The 19,701-nt window shown below is 72.7% G+C and carries 21 protein-coding genes; 10 read left to right on the top strand and 11 right to left on the bottom strand.

Going from position 1 to position 19,701, the window contains the following annotated elements; genetic code table 11:
- Positions 1-121: 121 nt before the first annotated feature.
- On the bottom strand, positions 122-454 hold the full coding sequence (locus Acy02nite_RS34805) for a hypothetical protein (protein WP_203750965.1): 333 nt from the start codon (positions 452-454) through the stop codon (positions 122-124).
- Positions 455-528: 74 nt separating this feature from the next.
- Here Acy02nite_RS34805 and Acy02nite_RS34800 point away from each other — a divergent pair, with 74 nt between their 5' ends.
- The 3 genes from Acy02nite_RS34800 (at position 529) to Acy02nite_RS34790 (ending at position 2,396) form a co-directional block, all read left to right on the top strand.
- Entirely contained in the window at positions 529-954 is a 426-nt protein-coding gene (locus Acy02nite_RS34800) for a PRC-barrel domain-containing protein (RefSeq protein WP_203750962.1), read from the top strand.
- Positions 955-1,123: 169 nt separating this feature from the next.
- Positions 1,124-1,777 carry a hypothetical protein gene (locus Acy02nite_RS34795; RefSeq protein ID WP_203750959.1) on the top strand — a complete coding sequence of 218 codons (654 nt, stop codon included), beginning with the start codon at positions 1,124-1,126 and terminating at the stop codon, positions 1,775-1,777.
- Positions 1,770-2,396, top strand: coding sequence for a hypothetical protein (locus tag Acy02nite_RS34790; RefSeq protein WP_203750956.1), 627 nt, complete (start codon positions 1,770-1,772; stop codon positions 2,394-2,396). Before Acy02nite_RS34795 ends, Acy02nite_RS34790 begins: the two co-directional genes overlap by 8 nt.
- 112 nt (positions 2,397-2,508) lie before the next feature.
- On the opposite strand, the gene Acy02nite_RS34785 is transcribed toward Acy02nite_RS34790, so the two are convergent.
- From Acy02nite_RS34785 to Acy02nite_RS34760, 6 genes are all read right to left on the bottom strand, one after another.
- A complete protein-coding gene (locus Acy02nite_RS34785) occupies positions 2,509-3,885 on the bottom strand; it encodes a GAF domain-containing sensor histidine kinase (protein WP_203750953.1) in 1,377 nt (458 codons plus the stop codon).
- A gap of 4 nt (positions 3,886-3,889) precedes the next feature.
- The gene (locus Acy02nite_RS34780) at positions 3,890-5,008 is read right to left on the bottom strand and encodes a PAS domain S-box protein (protein WP_203750950.1); all 1,119 of its coding nucleotides are present in this window, start codon (positions 5,006-5,008) and stop codon (positions 3,890-3,892) included.
- Between the two features lie 216 nt (positions 5,009-5,224).
- Positions 5,225-6,946, bottom strand: a complete 1,722-nt coding sequence (locus Acy02nite_RS34775; protein ID WP_203750947.1) for an ABC transporter ATP-binding protein — start codon at positions 6,944-6,946, stop codon at positions 5,225-5,227.
- A complete protein-coding gene (locus Acy02nite_RS34770; protein ID WP_239175479.1) occupies positions 6,943-8,493 on the bottom strand; it encodes an ABC transporter ATP-binding protein in 1,551 nt (516 codons plus the stop codon). The genes Acy02nite_RS34775 and Acy02nite_RS34770 overlap by 4 nt, the downstream gene beginning before the upstream one ends.
- A gap of 164 nt (positions 8,494-8,657) precedes the next feature.
- Positions 8,658-9,185: a GNAT family N-acetyltransferase gene (locus tag Acy02nite_RS34765; protein ID WP_203750941.1), complete on the bottom strand. Its 528-nt coding sequence runs from the start codon at positions 9,183-9,185 to the stop codon at positions 8,658-8,660.
- Between the two features lie 51 nt (positions 9,186-9,236).
- The gene (locus tag Acy02nite_RS34760) at positions 9,237-9,668 is read right to left on the bottom strand and encodes a hypothetical protein (RefSeq protein WP_239175466.1); all 432 of its coding nucleotides are present in this window, start codon (positions 9,666-9,668) and stop codon (positions 9,237-9,239) included.
- 101 nt (positions 9,669-9,769) lie between these two features.
- On the opposite strand from Acy02nite_RS34760, the gene Acy02nite_RS34755 reads away from it, so the two are divergent.
- From Acy02nite_RS34755 to Acy02nite_RS34740, 4 genes are read left to right on the top strand one after another with little or no spacing between them, the layout of a single operon-like run.
- A complete protein-coding gene (locus Acy02nite_RS34755; RefSeq protein ID WP_203750940.1) occupies positions 9,770-10,453 on the top strand; it encodes a response regulator transcription factor in 684 nt (227 codons plus the stop codon).
- A complete protein-coding gene (locus Acy02nite_RS34750; RefSeq protein WP_203750938.1) occupies positions 10,450-11,685 on the top strand; it encodes a HAMP domain-containing sensor histidine kinase in 1,236 nt (411 codons plus the stop codon). The genes Acy02nite_RS34755 and Acy02nite_RS34750 overlap by 4 nt, the downstream gene beginning before the upstream one ends.
- Before the next feature lie 41 nt (positions 11,686-11,726).
- Positions 11,727-12,068, top strand: a complete 342-nt coding sequence (locus Acy02nite_RS34745; RefSeq protein ID WP_203750936.1) for a PadR family transcriptional regulator — start codon at positions 11,727-11,729, stop codon at positions 12,066-12,068.
- Positions 12,065-13,108 (top strand): hypothetical protein, encoded by a 1,044-nt coding sequence (locus Acy02nite_RS34740; protein WP_203750934.1) that lies wholly within the window; start codon positions 12,065-12,067, stop codon positions 13,106-13,108. Before Acy02nite_RS34745 ends, Acy02nite_RS34740 begins: the two co-directional genes overlap by 4 nt.
- On the opposite strand, the gene Acy02nite_RS34735 is transcribed toward Acy02nite_RS34740, so the two are convergent.
- Complete coding sequence (locus tag Acy02nite_RS34735) at positions 13,074-13,232, bottom strand: hypothetical protein (protein WP_239175465.1); 159 nt, start codon at positions 13,230-13,232, stop codon at positions 13,074-13,076. The genes Acy02nite_RS34740 and Acy02nite_RS34735 overlap by 35 nt on opposite strands.
- A 249-nt stretch (positions 13,233-13,481) precedes the next feature.
- On the opposite strand from Acy02nite_RS34735, the gene Acy02nite_RS34730 reads away from it, so the two are divergent.
- On the top strand, positions 13,482-14,417 hold the full coding sequence (locus Acy02nite_RS34730; protein ID WP_239175464.1) for an esterase/lipase family protein: 936 nt from the start codon (positions 13,482-13,484) through the stop codon (positions 14,415-14,417).
- A gap of 340 nt (positions 14,418-14,757) precedes the next feature.
- Positions 14,758-16,620: an ABC transporter ATP-binding protein gene (locus Acy02nite_RS34725; RefSeq protein WP_203750933.1), complete on the top strand. Its 1,863-nt coding sequence runs from the start codon at positions 14,758-14,760 to the stop codon at positions 16,618-16,620.
- 4 nt (positions 16,621-16,624) lie between these two features.
- Here Acy02nite_RS34725 and Acy02nite_RS34720 read toward each other — a convergent pair whose 3' ends face one another.
- The 3 genes from Acy02nite_RS34720 to Acy02nite_RS34710 are packed head-to-tail and all read right to left on the bottom strand — an operon-like array spanning position 16,625 to position 19,052.
- The gene (locus tag Acy02nite_RS34720) at positions 16,625-17,815 is read right to left on the bottom strand and encodes an FAD-dependent monooxygenase (RefSeq protein WP_203750931.1); all 1,191 of its coding nucleotides are present in this window, start codon (positions 17,813-17,815) and stop codon (positions 16,625-16,627) included.
- Positions 17,812-18,459: a VC0807 family protein gene (locus tag Acy02nite_RS34715; protein WP_203750929.1), complete on the bottom strand. Its 648-nt coding sequence runs from the start codon at positions 18,457-18,459 to the stop codon at positions 17,812-17,814. Before Acy02nite_RS34715 ends, Acy02nite_RS34720 begins: the two co-directional genes overlap by 4 nt.
- Entirely contained in the window at positions 18,456-19,052 is a 597-nt protein-coding gene (locus tag Acy02nite_RS34710) for a TetR/AcrR family transcriptional regulator (protein ID WP_203750927.1), read from the bottom strand. Before Acy02nite_RS34710 ends, Acy02nite_RS34715 begins: the two co-directional genes overlap by 4 nt.
- Positions 19,053-19,195: 143 nt before the next feature.
- On the opposite strand from Acy02nite_RS34710, the gene Acy02nite_RS34705 reads away from it, so the two are divergent.
- Positions 19,196-19,633: a nitroreductase family deazaflavin-dependent oxidoreductase gene (locus tag Acy02nite_RS34705; protein ID WP_203750924.1), complete on the top strand. Its 438-nt coding sequence runs from the start codon at positions 19,196-19,198 to the stop codon at positions 19,631-19,633.
- Positions 19,634-19,701: the final 68 nt, after the last annotated feature.

The raw sequence follows: 19,701 nt of genomic DNA, 5'->3' as shown, positions 1-19,701 counted from the left end.
CACACCCGGGACGGGCGCGCTCCCGCACGTACCGCGGCAATCGAAGCGGCCGTGAGCGGCAGCGGAGCGCAACGTGGCGGCGAACCCGGCGCCGGGTGTCCGGAGCGGGGGTGACCCGGCGTCAGAGGGTGACCCACGCCCCGGGCGTGTCGCGGAGCGCGTCGACGATGGCCGGCGCGGCCCGGTAGGTGACGTGGCCGCGCGGGCACATCAACTCGTAGATCAGGTCCGCGTGGTGGTGGAGCAGCATGTCGCGCAACGCCGGCTCGTCGGGCACCCCGGCCAGCGTCCCCTCGCGCAGGTCGCGGTCGACGGCACCGCTGCGCCGGGGCATCACCTCGTAACCCGCTGTCGCGAGAACCGTGAGCATGGCCGGGAACCGTCGATGGATCGCCTCCGCCAGGGCGTCGCCACAGGCCGGGCAGAGCAACTGCTTGCGCACCGTCCATCCCATCGGTCAAGCCTGCCCCACCGGCCACCACCCCACCAGTCCGGTTGCCGGGCAGCCGCATCGGGTAATCCACGCGCATGACGAACCCGCACACCGGCATCGAGCTGATCAAGCTGAGCGACAGCGACCGGATGGTCGGCGACCCGGCCGAGGACATCCGCGGGCGCAAGGTGCAGGACCGGGACGGCACCGACCTGGGCCGGGTCGACGACCTGCTGATCGACCCGGACGACCAGAAGGTCCGGATGCTGCACGTGGCGCACGGCGGGATCCTCGGCTTCGGCGCGACCCACTCGTACGTGCCGATCGAGGCGATCCGGGCGATCGACGACGAGGTGGTGCACGTGGCGGAGCCGAAGCAGATCGTGGCCGAGGCGCCGGTCTACGACCCGGAGCTGATCGACGCGACCGAGTACTACAACGAGCTGTACCGGCATTACGGGTATCCGCCGTTCTGGAGCGCCGGCTACATCTACCCCGGGTACCCGTACTACCGCATCTGACTCCGCAGTCCTGCCCTCAGCTTCCCGGCCACCAGCCGACCCGAATGGCGTTACGACGGCGAGCATCTCCATAGCAGTCCCGTGGTCGGGTTGAACCCGCCGGCCGTGCACGGGGTATTCGGTATCGAGGCATTCCGAAGTCTGCAGATCGCCGAAGCGGGGACAGCCGATGCTCGATGATATGGGCTCGCTGTCCGCCCTGTCGGCAACCGCGACGGCCTGGACCGAGCGGGTCGGCGTGCCGGTCAGCGGTCAGGTCCAGGCAGCGGAGGCCGGCCTGCTCACGGTCGACGACAACTGGGACGGCGACGCCGCGAACGCGTACCGCCAGATGCTGCCGTTGCAGAAAGCCGCGCTGGAGAAGGTCAAGACGACCATCACCGACGGCCTGTCCACGGCGCTGGACCAACTGCACGGCGGGATCTTCCTGTTCTGGACCGGTCTGGCCGGAGCCCTGGTCGCGCTGGCCGATGCCCTGCTCGCCTGGCTGGGCGCGACGGCCTGGCTCAGCTATCACGACGGCGGTTTCACCGCCGCGCAGGCCGCGCCGTTCGCCGTGATGGGCGCATCGGCCGTTGCCGGCGTCATGCTCACCCTGCTGGCGGTGGTCGCCCTGCTTCGCGGTCACCACGGTCTCGCGCGCGCCACCGGCACCCTGACCTGCCTGCGGCTGGGCGCGGTGACCGTCGCGTTGGCGGTCGTCACGCTCCTCCTCGGCGTCGCCGGGATGTTCTCGCTGCTCGGCATCGTGCTGGACGCGGGCGACGCCATCGGCGGCTTCGTCGTCACCGGCGCGGCGACCCGCCGGACCCGCGATGGATGACCCGGTCGTCGTCCTCGGCGGTCTGCTCTGCGTGCTGACGATCGTGCTCGTCGCCGCGGTCGCGGTGATCCAGCGCCGTCATGACCGCCGGGAGGCCCGGAGATGGCAGCACTGGGCCGACCGGCACGGTTGGACTCTTGTCGCCCGGCCCGCCGTCTCCTGGCACCGGAACGTGCCCGGAGAACTGCGATTCGCCGTGCCCGGCGTGGTGCAGGGCCGCCACGTCACGGTGGCGGAATGCGCGGTGGCCGACGCCGATACGAACACCACCTTCTTCGTGGCGGTGGTGGCCGCCCTGCGGCTCCCCTTGCCGGACACCGAGGTGGATCCGCGGGGAACGATGTCCCGGCTGCTCGGCACCCGCGACCTGACCGGAAGACCCGACTTCGATCGAGCCTTCCGCGTCCGGACCGCCGACCCACGATGGCTTCCGCCGGCCCTGATTGAGGCACACCTGGCCGGCACCGTGCCGCCCTCCTGGCGGATTCAGGGCACGGACCTGATCATCGTGCGACGTGGGCGCCTTCTCCCCGACCAGGTGTCCACGTTCGCCGCCGAGGTGTTGCCGTTGGCGGCCGTGCTCGACCCCGCGGATCCGCCGCTCTCACGGGACCGGTGATCTCTCAGGCGGGGTAGCGCTCTGAGCCGGGAATGCGCGGGCGCATTTCCAGGACTATGGCCTGATCGCTGAGCGTGCTGGTACGCGGTGGAGCTGGCCGCGGCCGGGCGGTTCAGTGCTGCGGGGCCAGGCTGTGGCGGGGCAACCGCAGCAGCACGGTGGTGCCGGGCTGGTGAGGATTGGCGTCGAAGCTGATCTCGCCGTGGTGCAGCGTGGTGATGGTGTGCACCAGGGCGAGGCCGAGGCCTGCGCCGGGGAAGCCGTGGTGGGCGACGTTGCTGGCGCGGAAGAAGCGGTCGACGAGGCGGTGCTGTTCGCCGGCGGGGATGCCGATGCCGGAGTCGGTGATCCGGAGTTCCGCGATGTCGGGGTGTGCGGTGAGGCGGATGCGGACGTCGCCGCCGTCCGGGCTGTAGGTGATGGCGTTGGACAGCAGGTTGCCCACGACCTGCCGAAGCCGGGCCGGGTCGCCGTGCAGGGCAAGCCGTTTGGGGAGTCTGGTGTGCAGCCGCACCCCGCCGGCCTCCGCGGCCGGCTTTGCGGTGGTCACCGCGGCGGCGACGATGTCGGCCAGGTCGTGCTCGACGACGGTGAGCGGAAGGTGCCCGGCTTCCAGGCCGGAGAGGTCCAGCAGGTCGTCGACGACGGCGCGCAGCCGGCCGGCGTTGCGGGCGATGACCTGCAGCATGTGCCGGGCCTCGTCGGGACTGATGGCGGGGTCGTCGGCGAGCACCGTGGCGTACCCGGTGATCGAGGTCAGCGGGGTGCGCAGCTCGTGACCGACGAGGGTGAGGAAGTCGTTACGGGTGCGGCCCAGCTGTTCGGCCAGATCGGCGGCCCGGCGCAGCGCCACGAAGACGCCGAACTGGGCGGCCACCCCGCTGAGCAGCACGGTGAGCAGGTCCTGGTCGTGCTCGTGGCTGCCGCTGTAGCAGGCCAGGACGCCGAGCACGGTGCCGCCGTCACGGATGGGCACCGCCAGGGCGGTGTGGAAACCGATCTGGGTGCAGGCCTGCGCCTCCGCGAGGTAACGCTCGGCGGCCGGGTCGGTGGTGCCGGTGATGTCCGGCAGCCACAGCGGCTGGCCGGTGGCCCACACGGTGCCGATGACGCCGGCGCCTTTGACCACCGGGTCGGAGTGCAGGGTGCCGCACTGTCCGGCGGTGGCGCTCCAGTGGCCGGCCGGCCGGAGCGTGCCGGTGAGCGGGTCGACGATCCACAGTTCGGCGTGCGGCCAGCCCAGCGCCTCGCTCACCGTGCGCAGAACGGCCGCGGCGGCGTCCCGGACGGTGGCAGCGGCGGCAAGGATCTTGACGACCTGCTGCTCGCAGGCCCGGAAACCTTCGGCGCGGCGGGCCGCGGTCACGTCGTGCAGTGCCGCCACCGCGCCCAGCTGCTTCCCGTCGCCGGTGGTGATGGGTTGCGCGTGGACGAGAAGGATCCGGTCCGGGCCGTCGGACGTCCTGACCAGCACGTCGGCGTCGCGCACGTGCTCACCGAGGAGAGCACGCGCCGCCGGCGTACGCGGCAGGCAGGGGTGTGCCGTCCAGGTCGAAGATGGTCGCGGTGACGACGGGAGTCATGTCCACGTCGCCGCGGTCGTCGGTGATGCCGTGCATCCGGCGCAGCGCCCGGTTCACCAGCAGCGGCGTGCCGTCCAGGTCCAGCGCGACGACGCCGACGTCGAGGTTGTCCAGCAGAGCAACCAGGAACTCGTGGTGCCGCTCGGCCTCGTTCTCGGCCGCGGCCCGCCGTGACAGGTCGGTGACGAACGCGCAGGCCAGCGGTGCGGCCGTGCCGCGAATCACCGACAGCGTCATCTGGGCGGGCAGCCGGTGGCCGTCACGGTGACGCAGGCTGACCCGGCGTGGCACCGCACGGGCGTGGCCATCGGCGGCGAACAGCCTGGTGAGCGCCTTGCTGATCGGCTCCCCGTCGTGGTCCGGCAGCAGCGTGTCGTCGAGGTGCCGGCCACGGACCTCCTCGGCGGGCCAGCCCAGCAGGTCCTGTGCGGCCCGGTTGAACTCCACCACCACGCCGCGCGGATCCACCGCGACGAACGCCTCTTTCATGCATTCCACCAGCGCGGCGGCGTCCAGCGTCGCCGTCGCCGGCCGGGGGCTCGCGCCCGAGGCGGCCGGTTTCGGGCGCGGGCCGGCGTTGGCCAGGCCCACCGCGGCGAATCCGGCGAAGGTCTGGGCCAGGGTGATCGCGTCGTCGCCGAAGGCGTGCGCCTCACCGGCGTAGATGTTCAGCCCGCCGGCGACGGCGTCCCGTCCCGGCAGACCCACCGACAGAGAGCTGCGTACGCCGCGCTGCCGGGCCGCCGTCACCCAGGCGGGCCAGCGGTCCTCACGGGCGGTGTCGGGCACCGACCGGATCACGGCATCGGCGCAGGCCTCCAGGCACGGGCCGGAGCCGCACTCATACTGTTTCTCGTCGAGCGCCCGGGCCAGCTCGCCGGTGAACGCGGCCGTGTACGCGTGCTCGCCCTGCCCCAGGGTGACGCTGACCTCGCTCGCCCCGGTGATGGAGCGTTTCGCCAGGTGCGCGATCGTCGCCAGCAGGGCGTCGGAGCCGGCGAGACGGAGGCGGCCGAGTTCGGCGAACATCTCCGTCACAGTCATCGGCTCGGCGGCCGTCATGAGAAGCGCCCCTCAACAGACACACCACCGGTCCGGTGATGCGCGGATCGCTGCGGGACTCCGACCGGGAGTCGGGGATCCACGCCGCTTCTTGACGCGATCCTCGGCGGCGCCTACCGCAGGCGCCACACCACAGACCGCCCCGGCTACCCCCTCTACCAGGCGATAAACGGGATGAAGCGACTACCGCAGCTGGTCGGCCCGGTGCCAGGTGCGCCACAGCGCCGCGTAGGGGCCACCCGCGGCGAGCAACTCGTCGTGCGTGCCGAGCTCGATGATCCGCCCGTCGTCCATCACGGCGACGCGATCGGCGTCGTGAGCGGTCTGCAGGCGGTGGGCGATGGCGATGACGGTACGGCCGTGGAGCACCGCGGCGAGCGCCCGCTCCGCGTCGCGGGCGGCGGTCGGGTCGAGCAGCGCGGTCGCCTCGTCGAGGATCACCGTGTGCGGGCCGGCCAGCAGGACACGCGCCAGGGCGAGCTGCTGCGCCTGAGCACCGTCCGGTGGCAGCGCGCCCAGGTCACGGTCGAGGTCGCCGGCCCAGTCCGCGCCGACCGTCGCCAGCGCGCGGCGCAGCTCGGCGTCCGGGGCGGGCACCATCAGGTTGTCGCGCACCGACTCGCGGAACACGTGGTGCTCCTGGGTGACCAGGACGACGTGGCTCCTGAGCTGTTCCGGCGGGAGGTCGGCGATCGGGACGCCGCCGACCGTGACGGTGCCGGCGGTGGGGCGGTCGACGCCGGCGAGCAGGCGGGCCAGGGTGGACTTGCCGGCGCCGCTGAGGCCGACGACGGCCAGGCGCTCCCCCGGCCGTACCGTCAGGTCGACGTCGTGCAGAACGTCGCGGCCCGCGTCGTAGGCGAAGCGGACGCCGCGGACCTCGATCCGGTCGCCGTCCGGAAGTGATCCGGAGTGGGCTGGCGGCGCCGGAGTCGCGGCCAGCCCCTCGACCCGGGCGAACGACGCGGCGGCCGACTGCAGCTGCTCGATCCGGATCAGCAGCGTGTCCAGCGGGCTGACCAGCTGACGCAGGTAGAGAACGGCCGCGCCGAGCGTCCCCAGCGTCACCCGGTCGTCCATGTAGAGCACCCCACCGAGCAGCAGGACCACCACCACCGGAATCGCGTACGACGCTTCCACCACCGGGAAGAACCGGCTGCGCAGTCCGAGAGTGATCAGCCGGGTCCGGCGGGTGTCGGCGATCGCCGCGTGCCCGGCCGCGAGCCGCCGGTCCGCCAGCCCGAACGCTTCGACGGTCCGGGCGCCCGAGGTGGTCGCGGCCAGTTCCTCGGCCAGCCACGAGTTCGCCTCGCCCTCCCGGAGGTACGCGTCCCGGGCGCGCCGCAGGTACCACCGGGTGATGAACCAGACGCCGGAGAGCCCGAGCACGCCGGCGACGCCGAGCAGCGGGTTCAGGACGATCACGGCGATGATGATGAACACCATCTCGACCAGGCCGATCAGGATTCGCGGCAGGATGTCGCGCAGCGTGGTGGCGACCGCGTCGACGTCGGTGGTGCCGCGGGCGGCGACGTCCCCGCTCGGAACCCGCTCGACGATCGACGCCGGCAGGGCGAGCGCGCGGCGCAGGAACGTCTCGCGGATCCGGGCGGAGGTGCGCTCGCCGAAGCGGTACGCCAGCGCCAGCGCCCACCGGGACAGCAGGGTCTGCGCGATCGCGCAGGCCAGCACGGCCACGGCGAGCCGGTCGACAGCGCGGACCCCGCCACCGGCGGCGACCGTGTCGATGACCCGGCCGAGCAGCCAGGGCGCGCCCAGACCGGCGATCGCGGCCAGCGAGTTCAGGCCGACCATCGCGGCGACCGACCGTTTGTCAGCGGCGATGAGCCGGACCGTGGCCCGGACGACCAGGCGTTGATCGGCCACCGGAAGCGCCGTGCTCATTCGTCCCCTCCGAAGACGCGGGTCACCAGGGTGCGATAGCCGGGCTCGGCGGCCAGCAGCTCGCGGTGCGTCCCGGTGGCGGCGACGCGGCCGCCGACCAGGTAGTGCACGACGTCCGCCCGGTCCAGCAGCACCGGCGAGGTGGTCGCGACGACGGTGCCGCGGCCGGATCGCGCCTCGGCGAGGCGTTCCGCGATGGCCGACTCGGTGTGCGCGTCGACCGCCGACGTCGGCTCGGCGAGCAGCAGCATCTCCGGGTCGGCGTGCAGGGCGCGGGCCAGCCGCAGCCGCTGGCGCTGGCCGCCGGAGAGGTTGCGGCCGCCCCACTCGACCGGGCGGGCCAGGTCGTCGGCGACGTCGTGGGCGACCGCGGCGTCGATGGCGGCGCGGATCAGGTCGTCGTCGGGGTCGCGCCGGCCGGCGACGACCTCGCGCAGCGGGCCGGCGAACAGGTCGGCGTGGTTCTCGGCGACCAGGACCCGGTCCCGCACGATGTCCCGAGCGATGTCCTCCAGCGACCGCTCGCCCCAGGTCACGTGCCCGGCCGGCAGGTACCGGCCGAGCCGGTCGAGGATCTCGGTGGCGTCGGCGGGGCGGGCGCCGGCCAGCGCGGTCAGCCGGCCCGGCTCGGCGGTCACGCCCGACTCCGGGTCGTGCAGCGCCGACGGCCGGGCCGGGCCCGCGTCACCGCCGGGGTCGTCCAGCGGCAGATTCAGGAAACCGGTGACACGGCGGGCCGCCACCAGGCCGTACGTCAGATCGAACCCGCAGAAGATCAGCACGCTGACCGGGATGATCAGCATCGCGGTGTACCCGTAGACCGCCACCAGTTGCCCCGCGCTGATCTGCCCGGCCGCCGCCATCCGCGCGGCCACCCAGATCACGATCGCGAGGAACACCGTCGGCAGCCCGTCGCCGAGCGCGTTCACCCAGCTCGACGGGCGGCCCACCCGGTAGCCCTGGTCACGCAGCCGGGCCGACTCCCGCACGTACCGCTCGAGGTGGGTGGCGCTGCCGCCGAGCCCGTTGAGCACCCGCAGCCCGCCGACCACGTCGACCAGCCGGGCGTTGAGCGCGCCCTGCCGTTCCCGGTACCGCGAGCCGGCCCGCTGGGTGCCCCTGAGCAGCGGCCCGACCACCACGCCGAGCGCCGGGACCCCGATCAGCACGACCAGCGCGAGCGGCGGCGCCGTGCGGTGCAGCAGGGTGGCGACGACCACGCAGGCCAGGATCGAGGCGACACCGACGCCGGCGACGTTCATGGCCCGGCCGATCAGCCACACGTCGGAGATGCCGATCGTGACGACCTCGCCGGCGGTGATCCGGCGGGGCAGGGCGGCGCCGAGCCGGGTGGCGTGGGTCAGCACCTGGTCGGCGGTGCGCAGGGCCGCGGCGATGCGCAGCTTGGTCATGCTCCGGTGGCGCATGACGCCGAGCCCGGCACCGGCCAGCCCGCAGGCGAACACCGCGGCCGCCCAGAGGAGCAGCGGCCCGGGCCGACGCGGGGTGATGCCGCGATCGATGGCCTGCGAGATCAGGTACGGCATGGCGGCCAGGCTGAGATACCACAGCGACGCGAACAGCGCGCCGAGCGCGACCCGTCCCGTCAACCGGCGTGCCAGCCACCACAGGTACTGAGCGGGTCCCCGTTCCACACCGGACATCCTGCCCTTTCCCACCGCCCGCCCGGAACCGGTTTATCCGCCTTGCGTCAGTCCAGGACCCGGCGCATGCGGAGGCTACGGATGTGGTCGTCGGTCCGCGACAGATCAGCCTGCACCGTCTCCACCGGCTGGAATCCGCGCGACCGGTAGAACCCGATGCCCTCGCCGTCCCCGAGGAACACCGACAGCCACACCTCGGTCCCGCCCGCCGACCGGATCTGCTCGATCACCCGGTCCAGCAGCAGCGTGCCGAGTCCGCGCCCGCGCTCGGCCGGATCCAGGTAGATCAGGTGCAGCTCGCCCACCCCGGCGCCGGTCATCCCGCCACCGGCCGCGCCGACCAGCCGCCCGTCCTCCTCGGCGACCTGGTAGCCGAACCACTTCGGCGGGTTCGGCGGCACCTGGCGGGCGACCCGGGCCGTACCGAAGTAGATGTCGGAGGTCCGGTCGATGTAGCCGGCCGGCAACAACTCGCTGTACGCCGCCCGGTACGCCATGGTGCAGATCTCCGCGATCCGATCGGCATCGGCGCTGGTCGCGGAACGGGCAACGGCGGTCAACGATGATCGAGGCACCTCGACACCCTAGATGGAGCCTCTCCCCGGGAGAAGCCGCCACCCGGCCCGTCAGTCGTCGTCCCGCTCGTCGATGTGCGGGACGCCGTCGACACAGGTCAGCTCTACCTTCACGCGCACGTGATCGTCCCGGACGCCGCGGAACTCCCCTTCGGACTGCCGCCTCTCGTGCACGCCGAAACCCTGCGCCGGCGACATCGAGACGATCCCGTCGCAGCCGGCGACGACCGTCCCGCCGCGGGTCCGGAACGACTGCTCCCGGCTGACGGCGGACGGGGACGGCTCCCCGGCGGGGGTTGCGGACGGGGGCGCGGTCGCCGGCACCTCGCCCAGCGCCTGCTCGACGTCCGCCTCGCTCATCGTGTCTGCCTCCCGGCCGGTCAGCCCGACCAGCCCGATGCCGACCACCCCGACCAGCACGGCGAGGATCGCCGCCACCAACCATCCCGCGACGATCACCGCACGCTGTCCCGTCTGACTCACCGGGCCACTATGCGCCCGTGAACGCCAAGCCGCCCCCGGGACAGGGATAAGGCAAGGTTAAGAACGTCCCGCCCGGCGCGGGAAGCGGTTACCTTGCAGCCGTGGCGAGACTCCTGTTGATCGAGGACGATCCGGCGATCCGGAACACCCTGCTGCGCGCCCTGCGCGACCGCGGGCACGCCGTGGCGGCGTCGCCGGCCGCGATGGACGGCCTGCAGACCGCGCTGGCCGAGCGACCGGATCTGATCGTCCTGGACCTGGGCCTGCCCGATCTCGACGGGCGGGAGCTGCTGCGGATGCTGCGGGCGGTCAGCCGCATCCCGGTGATCATCGCGACCGCGCGCGACGAGGAGACCGAGATGGTCCGGCTGCTCGACGCGGGCGCCGACGACTACGTGGTGAAGCCGTTCACGGCCGCGCAGCTCGACGCGCGGATCCGGGCCGTACTGCGGCGGGGGTCCTCCCCCGGCGACGCCGATCCGGCGCTCGTGGTCGGTGGCCTGCGCATCGACGTGGCCGCCCGCGAGGTGGCCCTGGACGGCACCGCGGTCGACCTCACCCCGCGCGAGTTCGACCTGCTGCACCACCTGGCGTTGCGGGCCGGGCAGGTCGTCACCAAGCGGGAGCTGCTCAGCGAGGTGTGGCAGGTGCCCTACGGCGGGGCGGACAAGACCGTCGACGTGCACCTGTCGTGGCTGCGGCGCAAACTCGGGGAGACCGCGCAGGAGCCGCGCTACCTGCACACGGTCCGCGGGGTCGGCGTCAAGCTGAGCGAGCCGTCGTGAGGGCGCGACTGACGCTGCTGGTCGCCGCGACCACGGTGCTGGTGCTGCTGGCCTTCCTCGTGCCGATCGCGCTGCTGCTCCGGCAGGTCGCGCACGAGCAGGCGATGAACCGGGCGAACGCGGTCGTGCAGGCGATCGTCCCCCTCGCCGGCGGTGACGTGTTGACGCTGCAACTGGCGGTGACCGCCACGGCCGTACCGGTGACGGTCTTCCTTCCCGACGGCACGCCCGTCGGCGCGCCCGCGACGGCGACGCCCGCGGTCCGGCTGGCCGCCGCCGATGGGCAGGCGCTGACGGTCGCCACCGGCGCCGGGCGGGAACTGGTGGTTCCGGTCGTCGGAAGATCAGGGACTTCGGTGGTACGGACGGTGGTGACGAACGCCGAGCTCACGCGCGGCGTGTCCCGGGCCTGGCTGACCCTGGCCGGGCTCGGCATCGCCCTGCTCCTGGTAGGCCTGGCCGTCGCCGACCGTCTCGCCCGCACCATCGTCGCGCCGATCACCCAGCTCAGCGACGTCTCGCACCGTCTCGCCGGCGCCGAACTGACCGCCCGCGCCGCACCCGCCGGTCCCCCCGAGCTGCGCGAGGTGGCCGGCGCCCTGAACCATCTCGCCGGACGGATCCAGGACCTGCTCGCCGCGGAACGCGAACGGGTCGCCGACCTGTCGCACCGGCTGCGGACACCGCTGACCGCGCTGCGGCTGGAGGCCGAGTCGCTGCGTGACCCGGACGAGGCGGCCCGCGTCGCGTCGGCCGCCGACGGCGTGGCCCGGGCGGTCACCGCGGTGATCCAGCAGGCCCGGCGGGAGATGTCGGCGTCCGCCGCGCAGTGCGACGCGACCGCGGTGGTCGCCGATCGGGTCGCGTTCTGGCGGGTCCTGGCCGAGGACACCGGGCGCGCGGTCACCGAATCACTCCCGGACGGGCCGCTGCCGGTCGCGGTCGCCGCCGACGACCTCGCGGCGGCGCTGGACGCGTTGCTCGGAAACGTCTTCGCGCACACGCCGGACGAGACGCCGTTCGCGGTCACCCTCACCGCCCACCCGGCCGGCGGCGCGATCCTCACGGTCGCCGACGAGGGCCCGGGCTTCCCGCCGTCGGCGGCCGAGCGGGGCTCCTCCGGCGGCGACTCCACCGGCCTGGGCCTCGACATCGCCCGCCAGGTCGCCACGTCCTTCGAGGTCAGCGCCGCCCCCACCGGCGGCGCCGTGGTCACCCTCGCGATCTCCTGAGTGGACTTCCGCCATACCTTCGCAGCCGATATATTGCGGGCGTGGAGATGCCACTGCGGGAACCGACGTTTCTGATCCTGACCGCGCTCGCCGGGGAGCCGTTGCACGGCTACGGGCTGATCGCCGAGGTCGACCGGCTGTCCGAAGGGCGGATCGCGCTGCGGCCCGGCACGCTCTACGGCGCGCTGGACCGGCTCACCGACGCCGGCCTGGTCGAGGCCGACCGGGAGGAGACCGTCGACGGGCGCCTGCGCCGTTACTACCGGCTGTCCACGCCCGGCGCGACGGTCCTGGCCGAGGAGACCGAGCGGATGCGGCGCAACGTCGAGGCGGCCAGCTCCCGGCTGCGCGTCCGGGCCGAGCTCGCCGGAGGGATGGTATGACCGACCTGGAGCGCCACTATGCCCGCCTGGTGCGCTGGTTCTACCCGGCCGGTCCACGGCAGGCCGAGATCGTCGGGACGTATCTGGAGTTCGCCGCCCCGGGCCGGCGCCGGCCCGCGTTCGCCGACGTCACCGATCTGGCGGCGGGCGGGCTGCGGGAACGTGTCCGGGCGACCGGTCTGGAGGCGGGGGCCCGGCTCGCCGGCGTCCTGTCGCTGATCATGCTGACCGCTCTCGCCACCGGCTGGTTCGTGGTGGAGGTGACCACACCGACGACGGTCTACTGCCCCGGGTTCGGCCCGTTCCTCTCGCCGGGTGGTGTGGTGTGGACGGCGTGGCTGCTGGCGGCCGTGACGCACGTGCTGTCGCCGGGCCGCTGGACCCGGCACGCCATCGGTGCGGCGCTGCTGTTCACCGCTGCCGTCGTCCCGGTCGCGGCGCTTCTCGGGCAGTACCGTCCGCCGCTCTTCGTGCTGCTCCCCCAGTTCGCCCTGGGCGTGGTGGCCCTGGCCGCCACCGTGCCGGCCCCGATCGGCGCCGTTCCGGGCCCGCGCCGCCTCAGTTCCTCCTCGTTGTGGGTCCGGCTGCTGCCGATCGCCGCCGGGGTCGCTCCCGTCCTGGGGTGGCTCGTCCCGGCCGGCTACCTGAACCAGCCCGCCGACACACCTGGAGCCGACTACCGCTGGGCCGCGCCGGTGCTGCTGCCCACCGCCGGCGCCGTGCTGCTGATCGCCGCGCTGCTGCTCGCGATCGGCCTGGCGGTCCGCGAGGACTATCGCGGCGGCTGGACGCTGCTCGCGCTGGGCGCCCCGATCGGCATGCTCCTGCTGGACACGATCGCCCGCAACGTGACCAGCGTCGCGGCCGGCGCCCCGAACGCGACCTACGCCGCCCTCGCCGGGTCAGCCCTGGTCATCGCGATCGTCGCACCCGCCCTGCTCCTGCTGGCGCTGACGCTGCGCCGCCGGTCACCCGTCACCCGGTGCGACGCGTGCGGCGCCCGGGTCAGTCGCCCGGAGCGGACGCGCCCAGGTAGGTGAGGACGCCAAGCTGCTCGGCGCGCCGCGGCGCGCCGAGCAGCTTGGCGACGACGGCCGGGTCGAGCGCGGTGACACCGTTCGCCACCCGGGTGAGCGATTCCATGAAATCGTCGGCGTCCAGCACCCGGTCCTTGAGCTGGTACCCGACGCCGCCGCGGCCGTCAGACCGTCGCGCGACACCAGGCGAGCCCCCGTCTCGGGTGGGGCTGTCCCCACCCCCGGTTCTCGCGCCGGCCCGTGCCACTCCGATGCGTGACCGGTTTTCATCACATCGGAGTGATCCTGGCGGGTGTCGCGCTCGGCGTCACGGCGTCCGTGCTGTTGCTCGCCCCGATCCGGCAACCGAGGTCGCGGCCGGCTCGTTCCGTACGTCGTGACTCTCCCGATCTTGCTTGCCGCCGCCCTGCTGGCCGTCCCCTCCGCGCCGGTGAATCCCGCACCGGTTGACCCCGCACCGCCCGCCACGCTGCACTGCACCGGGAACCCGGCGGCCAGTGCCCGGGCCGGCCGCACCCCGGTCCTGCTGATCCACGGCACCACGTCCAACTCGCGGGCGAACTTCTCCTGGAACTGGGACCGCGCGTTCGACGCCGAGGGCCGCGCGCACTGCGACGTGGATCTGCCCGACAGCGGGAACGGCGACATCCAGGTCGCCGCCGAGCACGTCGTGCACGCCATCCGCCACCTCCACCGCCTTGCCGGTACGCGGATCGACCTGCTCGGCCACAGCCAGGGCGGGATGATCGGCCGGTGGGCGATGAAGTACTACCCGGACACCCGCGCGATGGTCGACGACTACGTGTCGCTGGCCGCGTCCAACCACGGCACCAAGGAGTTCGACGTGCAGTGCGCGGCGCAGACGGTCTGCTCGGCGGCGTACTGGCAGCAGCGGGCCGGCTCGGCGTTCCTGACCGCGCTCAACGACGGCCCCCAGACGTGGCCCGGGGTGAGTTACACGCAGATCTACACGCGCTATGACGAGATCATCCTGCCGTACGGGTTGTCGGCCCTCCCGGCCGCGCCGAATGTCACCAACGTCGCGGTCCAGGACCTGTGCCCGCTGGAGACGGTGGAGCACTTCGGCATGGCGTACGACAACGCGGCCTGGCTCCTCGGCATCGACGCCATCCGCCATCCGGGGCCGGCCCGCCTGTCCCGCATCAGCCGGGCGACCTGCGGGTGGCCGCTGATGCCGGCCGTCGACCCGCTGCGGTTCCCGGCGAACTCGGCGGCGGCGCTGGCCCAGAGCGTCAAGTCGATGCTGACGACGCCCCAGCTCCCGGCCGAGCCGCCCCTGCGCCACCCCTGACAGCCACGGCCCTCGCAGTCCCGAGCTGGTTCTCACGGTCGTCATGAGGGACGAACGACGACCGTGAGAACCAGCCGGGGCGGCGGGGCGCGGCCTCGCGTGGAGCCGGATCGCGCCCGGCCATGGGCGTCACTTCCATAGGGTCCTGGTCTGACCGTGCCCCGCCACGGAGGCCGCCCTGGAGGGTTTCGCGTTCTGGGCCGGCCACGGCCCTGCGAAGCCCGCAAGGGTCCCCGCGGGAGCAGCGGACAAGGACCACAGCGGAGATCGGACATAAAAGATCTTGAATGTGCAGTAAACCGCTTGACCTCAACCAAGGGTGAGGTGAAACGGTGCCCGCATGAGCATGGAGATGGCGGCCTGGAATTCGATGTACCACGCGATGCACCAGCAGGAGGACAAACGACCGTTCTCGCGGGCCGCACTGAGACGCATCGCCCGCTTCGCCCGGCCACACCGGCGGGCCCTCACCGGGTTCCTGCTGGTCAGCGTGGTGACCGCGGTGCTCGGGGTGGCCGTTCCGGTGCTCGCCGGGCGGGTGGTGGACGCGATCGTCGACGGCGCCGCCACCGATCTGGTCGTCATGCTGGCGGTGGCGATCGGGGTGGTGGCGCTCGCCGAGTCCGGGCTGGGGCTGGTGCAGCGGTGGTTTTCCTCGCGCATCGGCGAGGGGCTGATTCTGGATCTGCGGACGGCCGTTTTCGATCACGTTCAGCGGATGCCTGTCGCGTTCTTCACCCGGACGCGGACGGGCGCGCTCGTCAGCCGGCTGAACAATGACGTGCTCGGGGCGCAGCGGGCGTTCAGCGACACGCTGTCCGGGGTGGTCGGCAACATCGTGACGCTGATCCTGACGCTGGTCGTGATGATCGGGATCTCGTGGCAGATCACGCTGCTGGCGCTGGTGCTGCTGCCGATCTTCGTCTGGCCGGCGCGGCGGATGGGCGGGAAGCTGGCGAAGCTGGAGCGGGAGGCCGCGGAGCACAACGCGGCGATGAACACGCAGATGACCGAGCGGTTCTCGGCGCCGGGCGCGACGCTGGTGAAGCTCTACGGGCGGCCGGATGCCGAGTCGGCCGAGTTCGCGGCGCGGGCGCGGCGGGTGCGTGACATCGGGGTGCGGACCGCGATGACGCAGTGGATCTTCCTGACCGCGCTGGTGTCGGTCTCCGGTGTCGCGGTCGCGCTGGTCTACGGCCTCGGGGGGTACTACGCGCTGCGCGGCACGCTCGACCCGGGCAACGTGGTCGCGCTCGCCATCCTGCTGACCCGGCTGTACGCGCCGCTGACCTCGCTGGCCAGCGCGCGGGTCGAGGTGATGAGCGCGCTGGTCAGTTTCGAGCGGGTGTTCGAGGTGCTCGACCTGAAGCCGCTGATCGAGGAGAAGCCGGACGCGCGGGCGGTGCCGGACGGGCCGGTGTCGGTGGAGTTCGACGCGGTGCGGTTCGCGTATCCGTCGGCCGACAAGGTGTCGCTCGCCTCGCTCGAGGAGGTGGCCACGCTGGACACCCGCGGCGGGACGGAGGTGCTGCACGGGGTGACGTTCAAGGCCTCCCCGGGGGAGATGATCGCCCTGGTGGGGTCGTCCGGGGCGGGCAAGTCCACGATGGCGAGCCTGCTGCCGCGACTCTACGACGCGGGCGAGGGCGCGGTCCGGCTGGCCGGGGTGGACGTGCGGGACCTGACCGCCGCGTCGCTGCGGGACACGCTCGGCATGGTCACGCAGGACGGGCACCTGTTCCACGACTCGGTGCGGGCGAATCTGCTCCTGGCCCGGCCGGAGGCGACCGAGGCGGAGGTGTGGGAGGTGCTGGAGCGGGCCCGCATCGCCGACCTGGTCAAGTCCCTGCCGGACGGGTTGGACACGGTGATCGGCGAGCGGGGGTACCGATTGTCCGGCGGGGAGCGGCAGCGGCTCACGATCGCGCGGTTGTTGCTGGCCAAGCCGCGGGTCGTGGTGCTCGACGAGGCGACCGCGCACCTGGACTCGACCTCCGAGCAGGCGGTGCAGGCCGCGCTCGCCGAAGCCCTGGCCGGGCGGACCGCGGTGGTGATCGCGCACCGGTTGTCCACGGTCCGCGCCGCCGACCAGATCCTGGTGATCGAGGAGGGCCGCGTGGTGGAACGTGGCACCCACGACGCCCTGCTGGAGGCGGGCGGACGGTACGAGGAGCTCTACCGCACGCAGTTCGCGGCCGCCTGACCGCTCAGCCGCGGAAGCCGTCGGGGCGGATCGGGACCCCGTCGATCACGTGCCGGCGGCCGTCGTGCAGGAGGCTGAGATCCAGCCCCGGCACGCGGTCGCCGTGGTCGAGCCCGGCCACCCGTCGCGCCAGCGCCCGGGCGTCGACCAGCTCGGCGAAGACGCCCCGCAGGGCGGCCACGTCCTCGTCGGGCACGAACAGCACCCCCTGCGCCCGGCTCGCCTGCAGAACGCGGGCCGCGACCGGGTGCCGCTCGGCGTGGTAGGTGTCGAGCAGCTCGTCACCGGCCTCGCCCCGGATCACCTCGGCCAGCTTCCAGCCCAGGTTGAACGCGTCCTGCAGCCCCAGGTTCAGCCCCTGCCCGCCGGCCGGCGAGTGGATGTGCGCGGCATCCCCGGCCAGGAACACCCGCCCCGACCGATAGTGCACAGCCTGCCGCGTCGTGTCGGTGAACCGGCTCGCCCATCGCACCTCGCCGAGGCGCAGACCGTCACGGGCCAGCGCGTCGGCCAGCTCGGTGTCCGGGATCGGGTCGTCGCGCCCGGCCGCGGCCTGCACCGGCCCGGCCGCCAGCATCCGGAACACGCCGTCGCCGAGCGGCAGCACGGTCAGCATCCCGTCGCCCTTCGGGGCCGGCAGCTCCCAGTCCGCCGGGCCCGCGCCGGCCAGCGTCACATCCGCGACCAGCGCACACACCCGGGCGTCACGACCTTCAAAGGCAACCCCCGATTGCTTGCGTACGGCACTGCGCGCCCCGTCGCACCCGACCAGGAAAGCCGCGCGTTCCCCGTCGACCGTCACGCCGCCCGCGTCCTGGCCGAACGTCGTGACTGCCGCGCCGTAACGGATCTCGGCGCCGAGCGAGACCGCCCACGCCGCCAGCCGCTCCTCGACCCGGGCCTGCGGGATGCCGATCTGGTAGGGGTACGGCGTGTCCAATTCCGCATAGTCCAGCGGGATGCCGGCGAAGTGCCCGCGCGGCAGCAGCACCGGCGCCTTCGCCAGGATGTCGTCGAGCAGTCCCCGCGAGGCCAGCACCTCCGCCGAGCGGGGCTGCAGGTTGAGCGCCTTGGACTGCCCGGAGCGTGCCGTCAGCTTCTCCAGGAGGAGCACCCGGGCCCCGCCGAGCGCCAGCTCCCCGGCGAGCATGAGCCCGGTCGGTCCCGCCCCAGCGATGATCACGTCATAGGTCATGCGCGCAGATCAGCCTTCTTCGTGTAGTAGAGGTGAAAGAGCACGGTCGGAGCGAGGATCACGGGCCAGCTGACGTTGAGCACGGCCGGCGCCAGATCCAGCGGCAACAGGTAGGCCGCGACGAGCGTGACCACCACGTTGACGACGCTCGCGCAGCCCCAGACGAAGGTGATCACCCGCAGACCATGCCGGAAAGGGGCGTCGCTCTCCCACCGGTTTTCCCACGTGCGAAGCCCGTCCGGGCCGACCTTGGTGAGCACGAACGCGCGGATCAGGTACATCAGCGCGGGCCGGCCGACCCACACCGACCCGAGCAGCCACACGCCGAGCAGGCCGCCGAGCAACCCGCCCCACGCGTCACGGATCAGCATGGTGCGCGGATCGCCGGTCATCGCCGAGACGCCGACGCTGAGCGCCACCACGGAGAGCACGAACAGGGCCAGGTAGTCGACCTTGCGGGACCGGGCGAACCGGACGACCACCACGGCGGCCGGGACCACCGCGGAGAGCAGCAGTGACCACCACTGGCCGACACCGGCGGCGCGCAGGCCGTAGAAGACGACGAGCGGCAGCCCGAAGTCGACGATCATCGGGAGGATCAGGGCGAACCGGGTGGGGGTTCTCAACGCTACCGCCATGGTCATGAGGGGTCCTTCCGGACAGCGCGGGTGAAGAGCGCGACCAGCTCGGCCGCGTAGGCGTGCGGGTCGAGATCGGGGGTGTTCGCCGCGGCGTCGATCGCCGAGCGCAGCGTGACCGCCATGACGACCGGGTCGAAGACGCGGAACTCGCCGGCCTCCTGTCCCTCGCGGAACATCGTGGCGAGCCGCGTGATCGGATCGTCCACGTCGGCCGGTCGGACCAGCGGAGCACCGTCCTCGGCCCGGGCGGCCGCCGCGATCTCGATGACCGCGCGGATGGCGGCCGGGTGCTCCGCGATGAATTCAAGGTTCGATGTGATGTACGCCGTGAGCAGCTCGACCCGGCTGCCGGCCGCCCGCATCCGCTTGCCCATGTGCTCGGCCGCCTCGCTGAGCACCGCCCCGGCCACGGCCCGCACGAGCTCGGCCTTGTCGTCGAAGTGGTACGAGATCAGCCGGGTGCTGCTGATCCCGGCACGCTTGGCGATCCGCGCGAAGGACGCGTTGCCGTAGCCCAGCTCGGCGATCGTGTCGATCGCGGCCGTGACGATCTGCGCGCGCCGGGCACTCGCGGCCACCGTGTCGTTTACTCGCATGAGTAAGTTTTTACTCGCACAAGTAACGAATGTCAAGCCTGTCGATTTCCCTGACCGAGAGCACCGCTCTTGACAGAGAGCAGCCGCCGCGTGTTCACTGCTAACACGAGAGAGCGGTGCTCTCACAACCGAGGGAGACCGTCATGCGATACCTGGCCCCCAAGCGCGCGTCCAACGCCTTCAACGACTTCGCCAAGTGGCTCACCGCTCACGGCGTCAGCCTGATGGGCAGCCGCGTGCTCGCGGTGCGCGGGCGCAAGAGCGGCGAGTGGCGCACCACGGTCGTCAACGTGTTCACGCACGAGGGCGAGCGCTACCTGCTCGCGCCGCGCGGCCACACCCAGTGGGTGCGCAACCTGCGCGCGGCCGGCGAGGGGGAGCTGCGCCTGGGGCGGCGCTCCCAGCGCTTCGTCCCGGTGGAGATCGCGGATGGCGAGAAGCCCGAGTTGATCCGGCTCTACCTGCGCAAGTGGGCGTGGGAAACCGGCGCCTTCTTCGACGGGCTCAAGGCCGACTCCCCCGAGGCCGACATCGAGGCGGCCGCACCCGGCTTCCCGGTCTTCCGGATCGTCGCCGGCTAGCTCCGGCCCGCGGAACAGGCCCGGCGGAAGGAGCCCCGCGGAACAGGCCCGGCGGGCCAGGTCGGGCG

It is taken from the genome of Actinoplanes cyaneus (assembly GCF_016862095.1).
Classification (GTDB): domain Bacteria; phylum Actinomycetota; class Actinomycetes; order Mycobacteriales; family Micromonosporaceae; genus Actinoplanes; species Actinoplanes cyaneus.
Note: the sequence above shows the minus strand (reverse complement) of the source record. Positions and strands in the feature narration are given on the sequence as shown.

Coding starts and splice junctions, on each gene's coding strand:
- Acy02nite_RS34805 (WP_203750965.1), bottom strand. CDS start 454: ATGGGATGGACGGTGCGCAAGCAGTTGCTCTGCCCGGCCTGTGGCGAC.
- Acy02nite_RS34800 (WP_203750962.1), top strand. CDS start 529: ATGACGAACCCGCACACCGGCATCGAGCTGATCAAGCTGAGCGACAGC.
- Acy02nite_RS34795 (WP_203750959.1), top strand. CDS start 1,124: ATGCTCGATGATATGGGCTCGCTGTCCGCCCTGTCGGCAACCGCGACG.
- Acy02nite_RS34790 (WP_203750956.1), top strand. CDS start 1,770: ATGGATGACCCGGTCGTCGTCCTCGGCGGTCTGCTCTGCGTGCTGACG.
- Acy02nite_RS34780 (WP_203750950.1), bottom strand. CDS start 5,008: ATGTTCGCCGAACTCGGCCGCCTCCGTCTCGCCGGCTCCGACGCCCTG.
- Acy02nite_RS34775 (WP_203750947.1), bottom strand. CDS start 6,946: ATGAGCACGGCGCTTCCGGTGGCCGATCAACGCCTGGTCGTCCGGGCC.
- Acy02nite_RS34770 (WP_239175479.1), bottom strand. CDS start 8,493: ATGCCGTACCTGATCTCGCAGGCCATCGATCGCGGCATCACCCCGCGT.
- Acy02nite_RS34740 (WP_203750934.1), top strand. CDS start 12,065: ATGACCGACCTGGAGCGCCACTATGCCCGCCTGGTGCGCTGGTTCTAC.
- Acy02nite_RS34725 (WP_203750933.1), top strand. CDS start 14,758: ATGAGCATGGAGATGGCGGCCTGGAATTCGATGTACCACGCGATGCAC.
- Acy02nite_RS34720 (WP_203750931.1), bottom strand. CDS start 17,815: ATGACCTATGACGTGATCATCGCTGGGGCGGGACCGACCGGGCTCATG.
- Acy02nite_RS34715 (WP_203750929.1), bottom strand. CDS start 18,459: ATGACCATGGCGGTAGCGTTGAGAACCCCCACCCGGTTCGCCCTGATC.
- Acy02nite_RS34710 (WP_203750927.1), bottom strand. CDS start 19,052: ATGCGAGTAAACGACACGGTGGCCGCGAGTGCCCGGCGCGCGCAGATC.
- Acy02nite_RS34705 (WP_203750924.1), top strand. CDS start 19,196: ATGCGATACCTGGCCCCCAAGCGCGCGTCCAACGCCTTCAACGACTTC.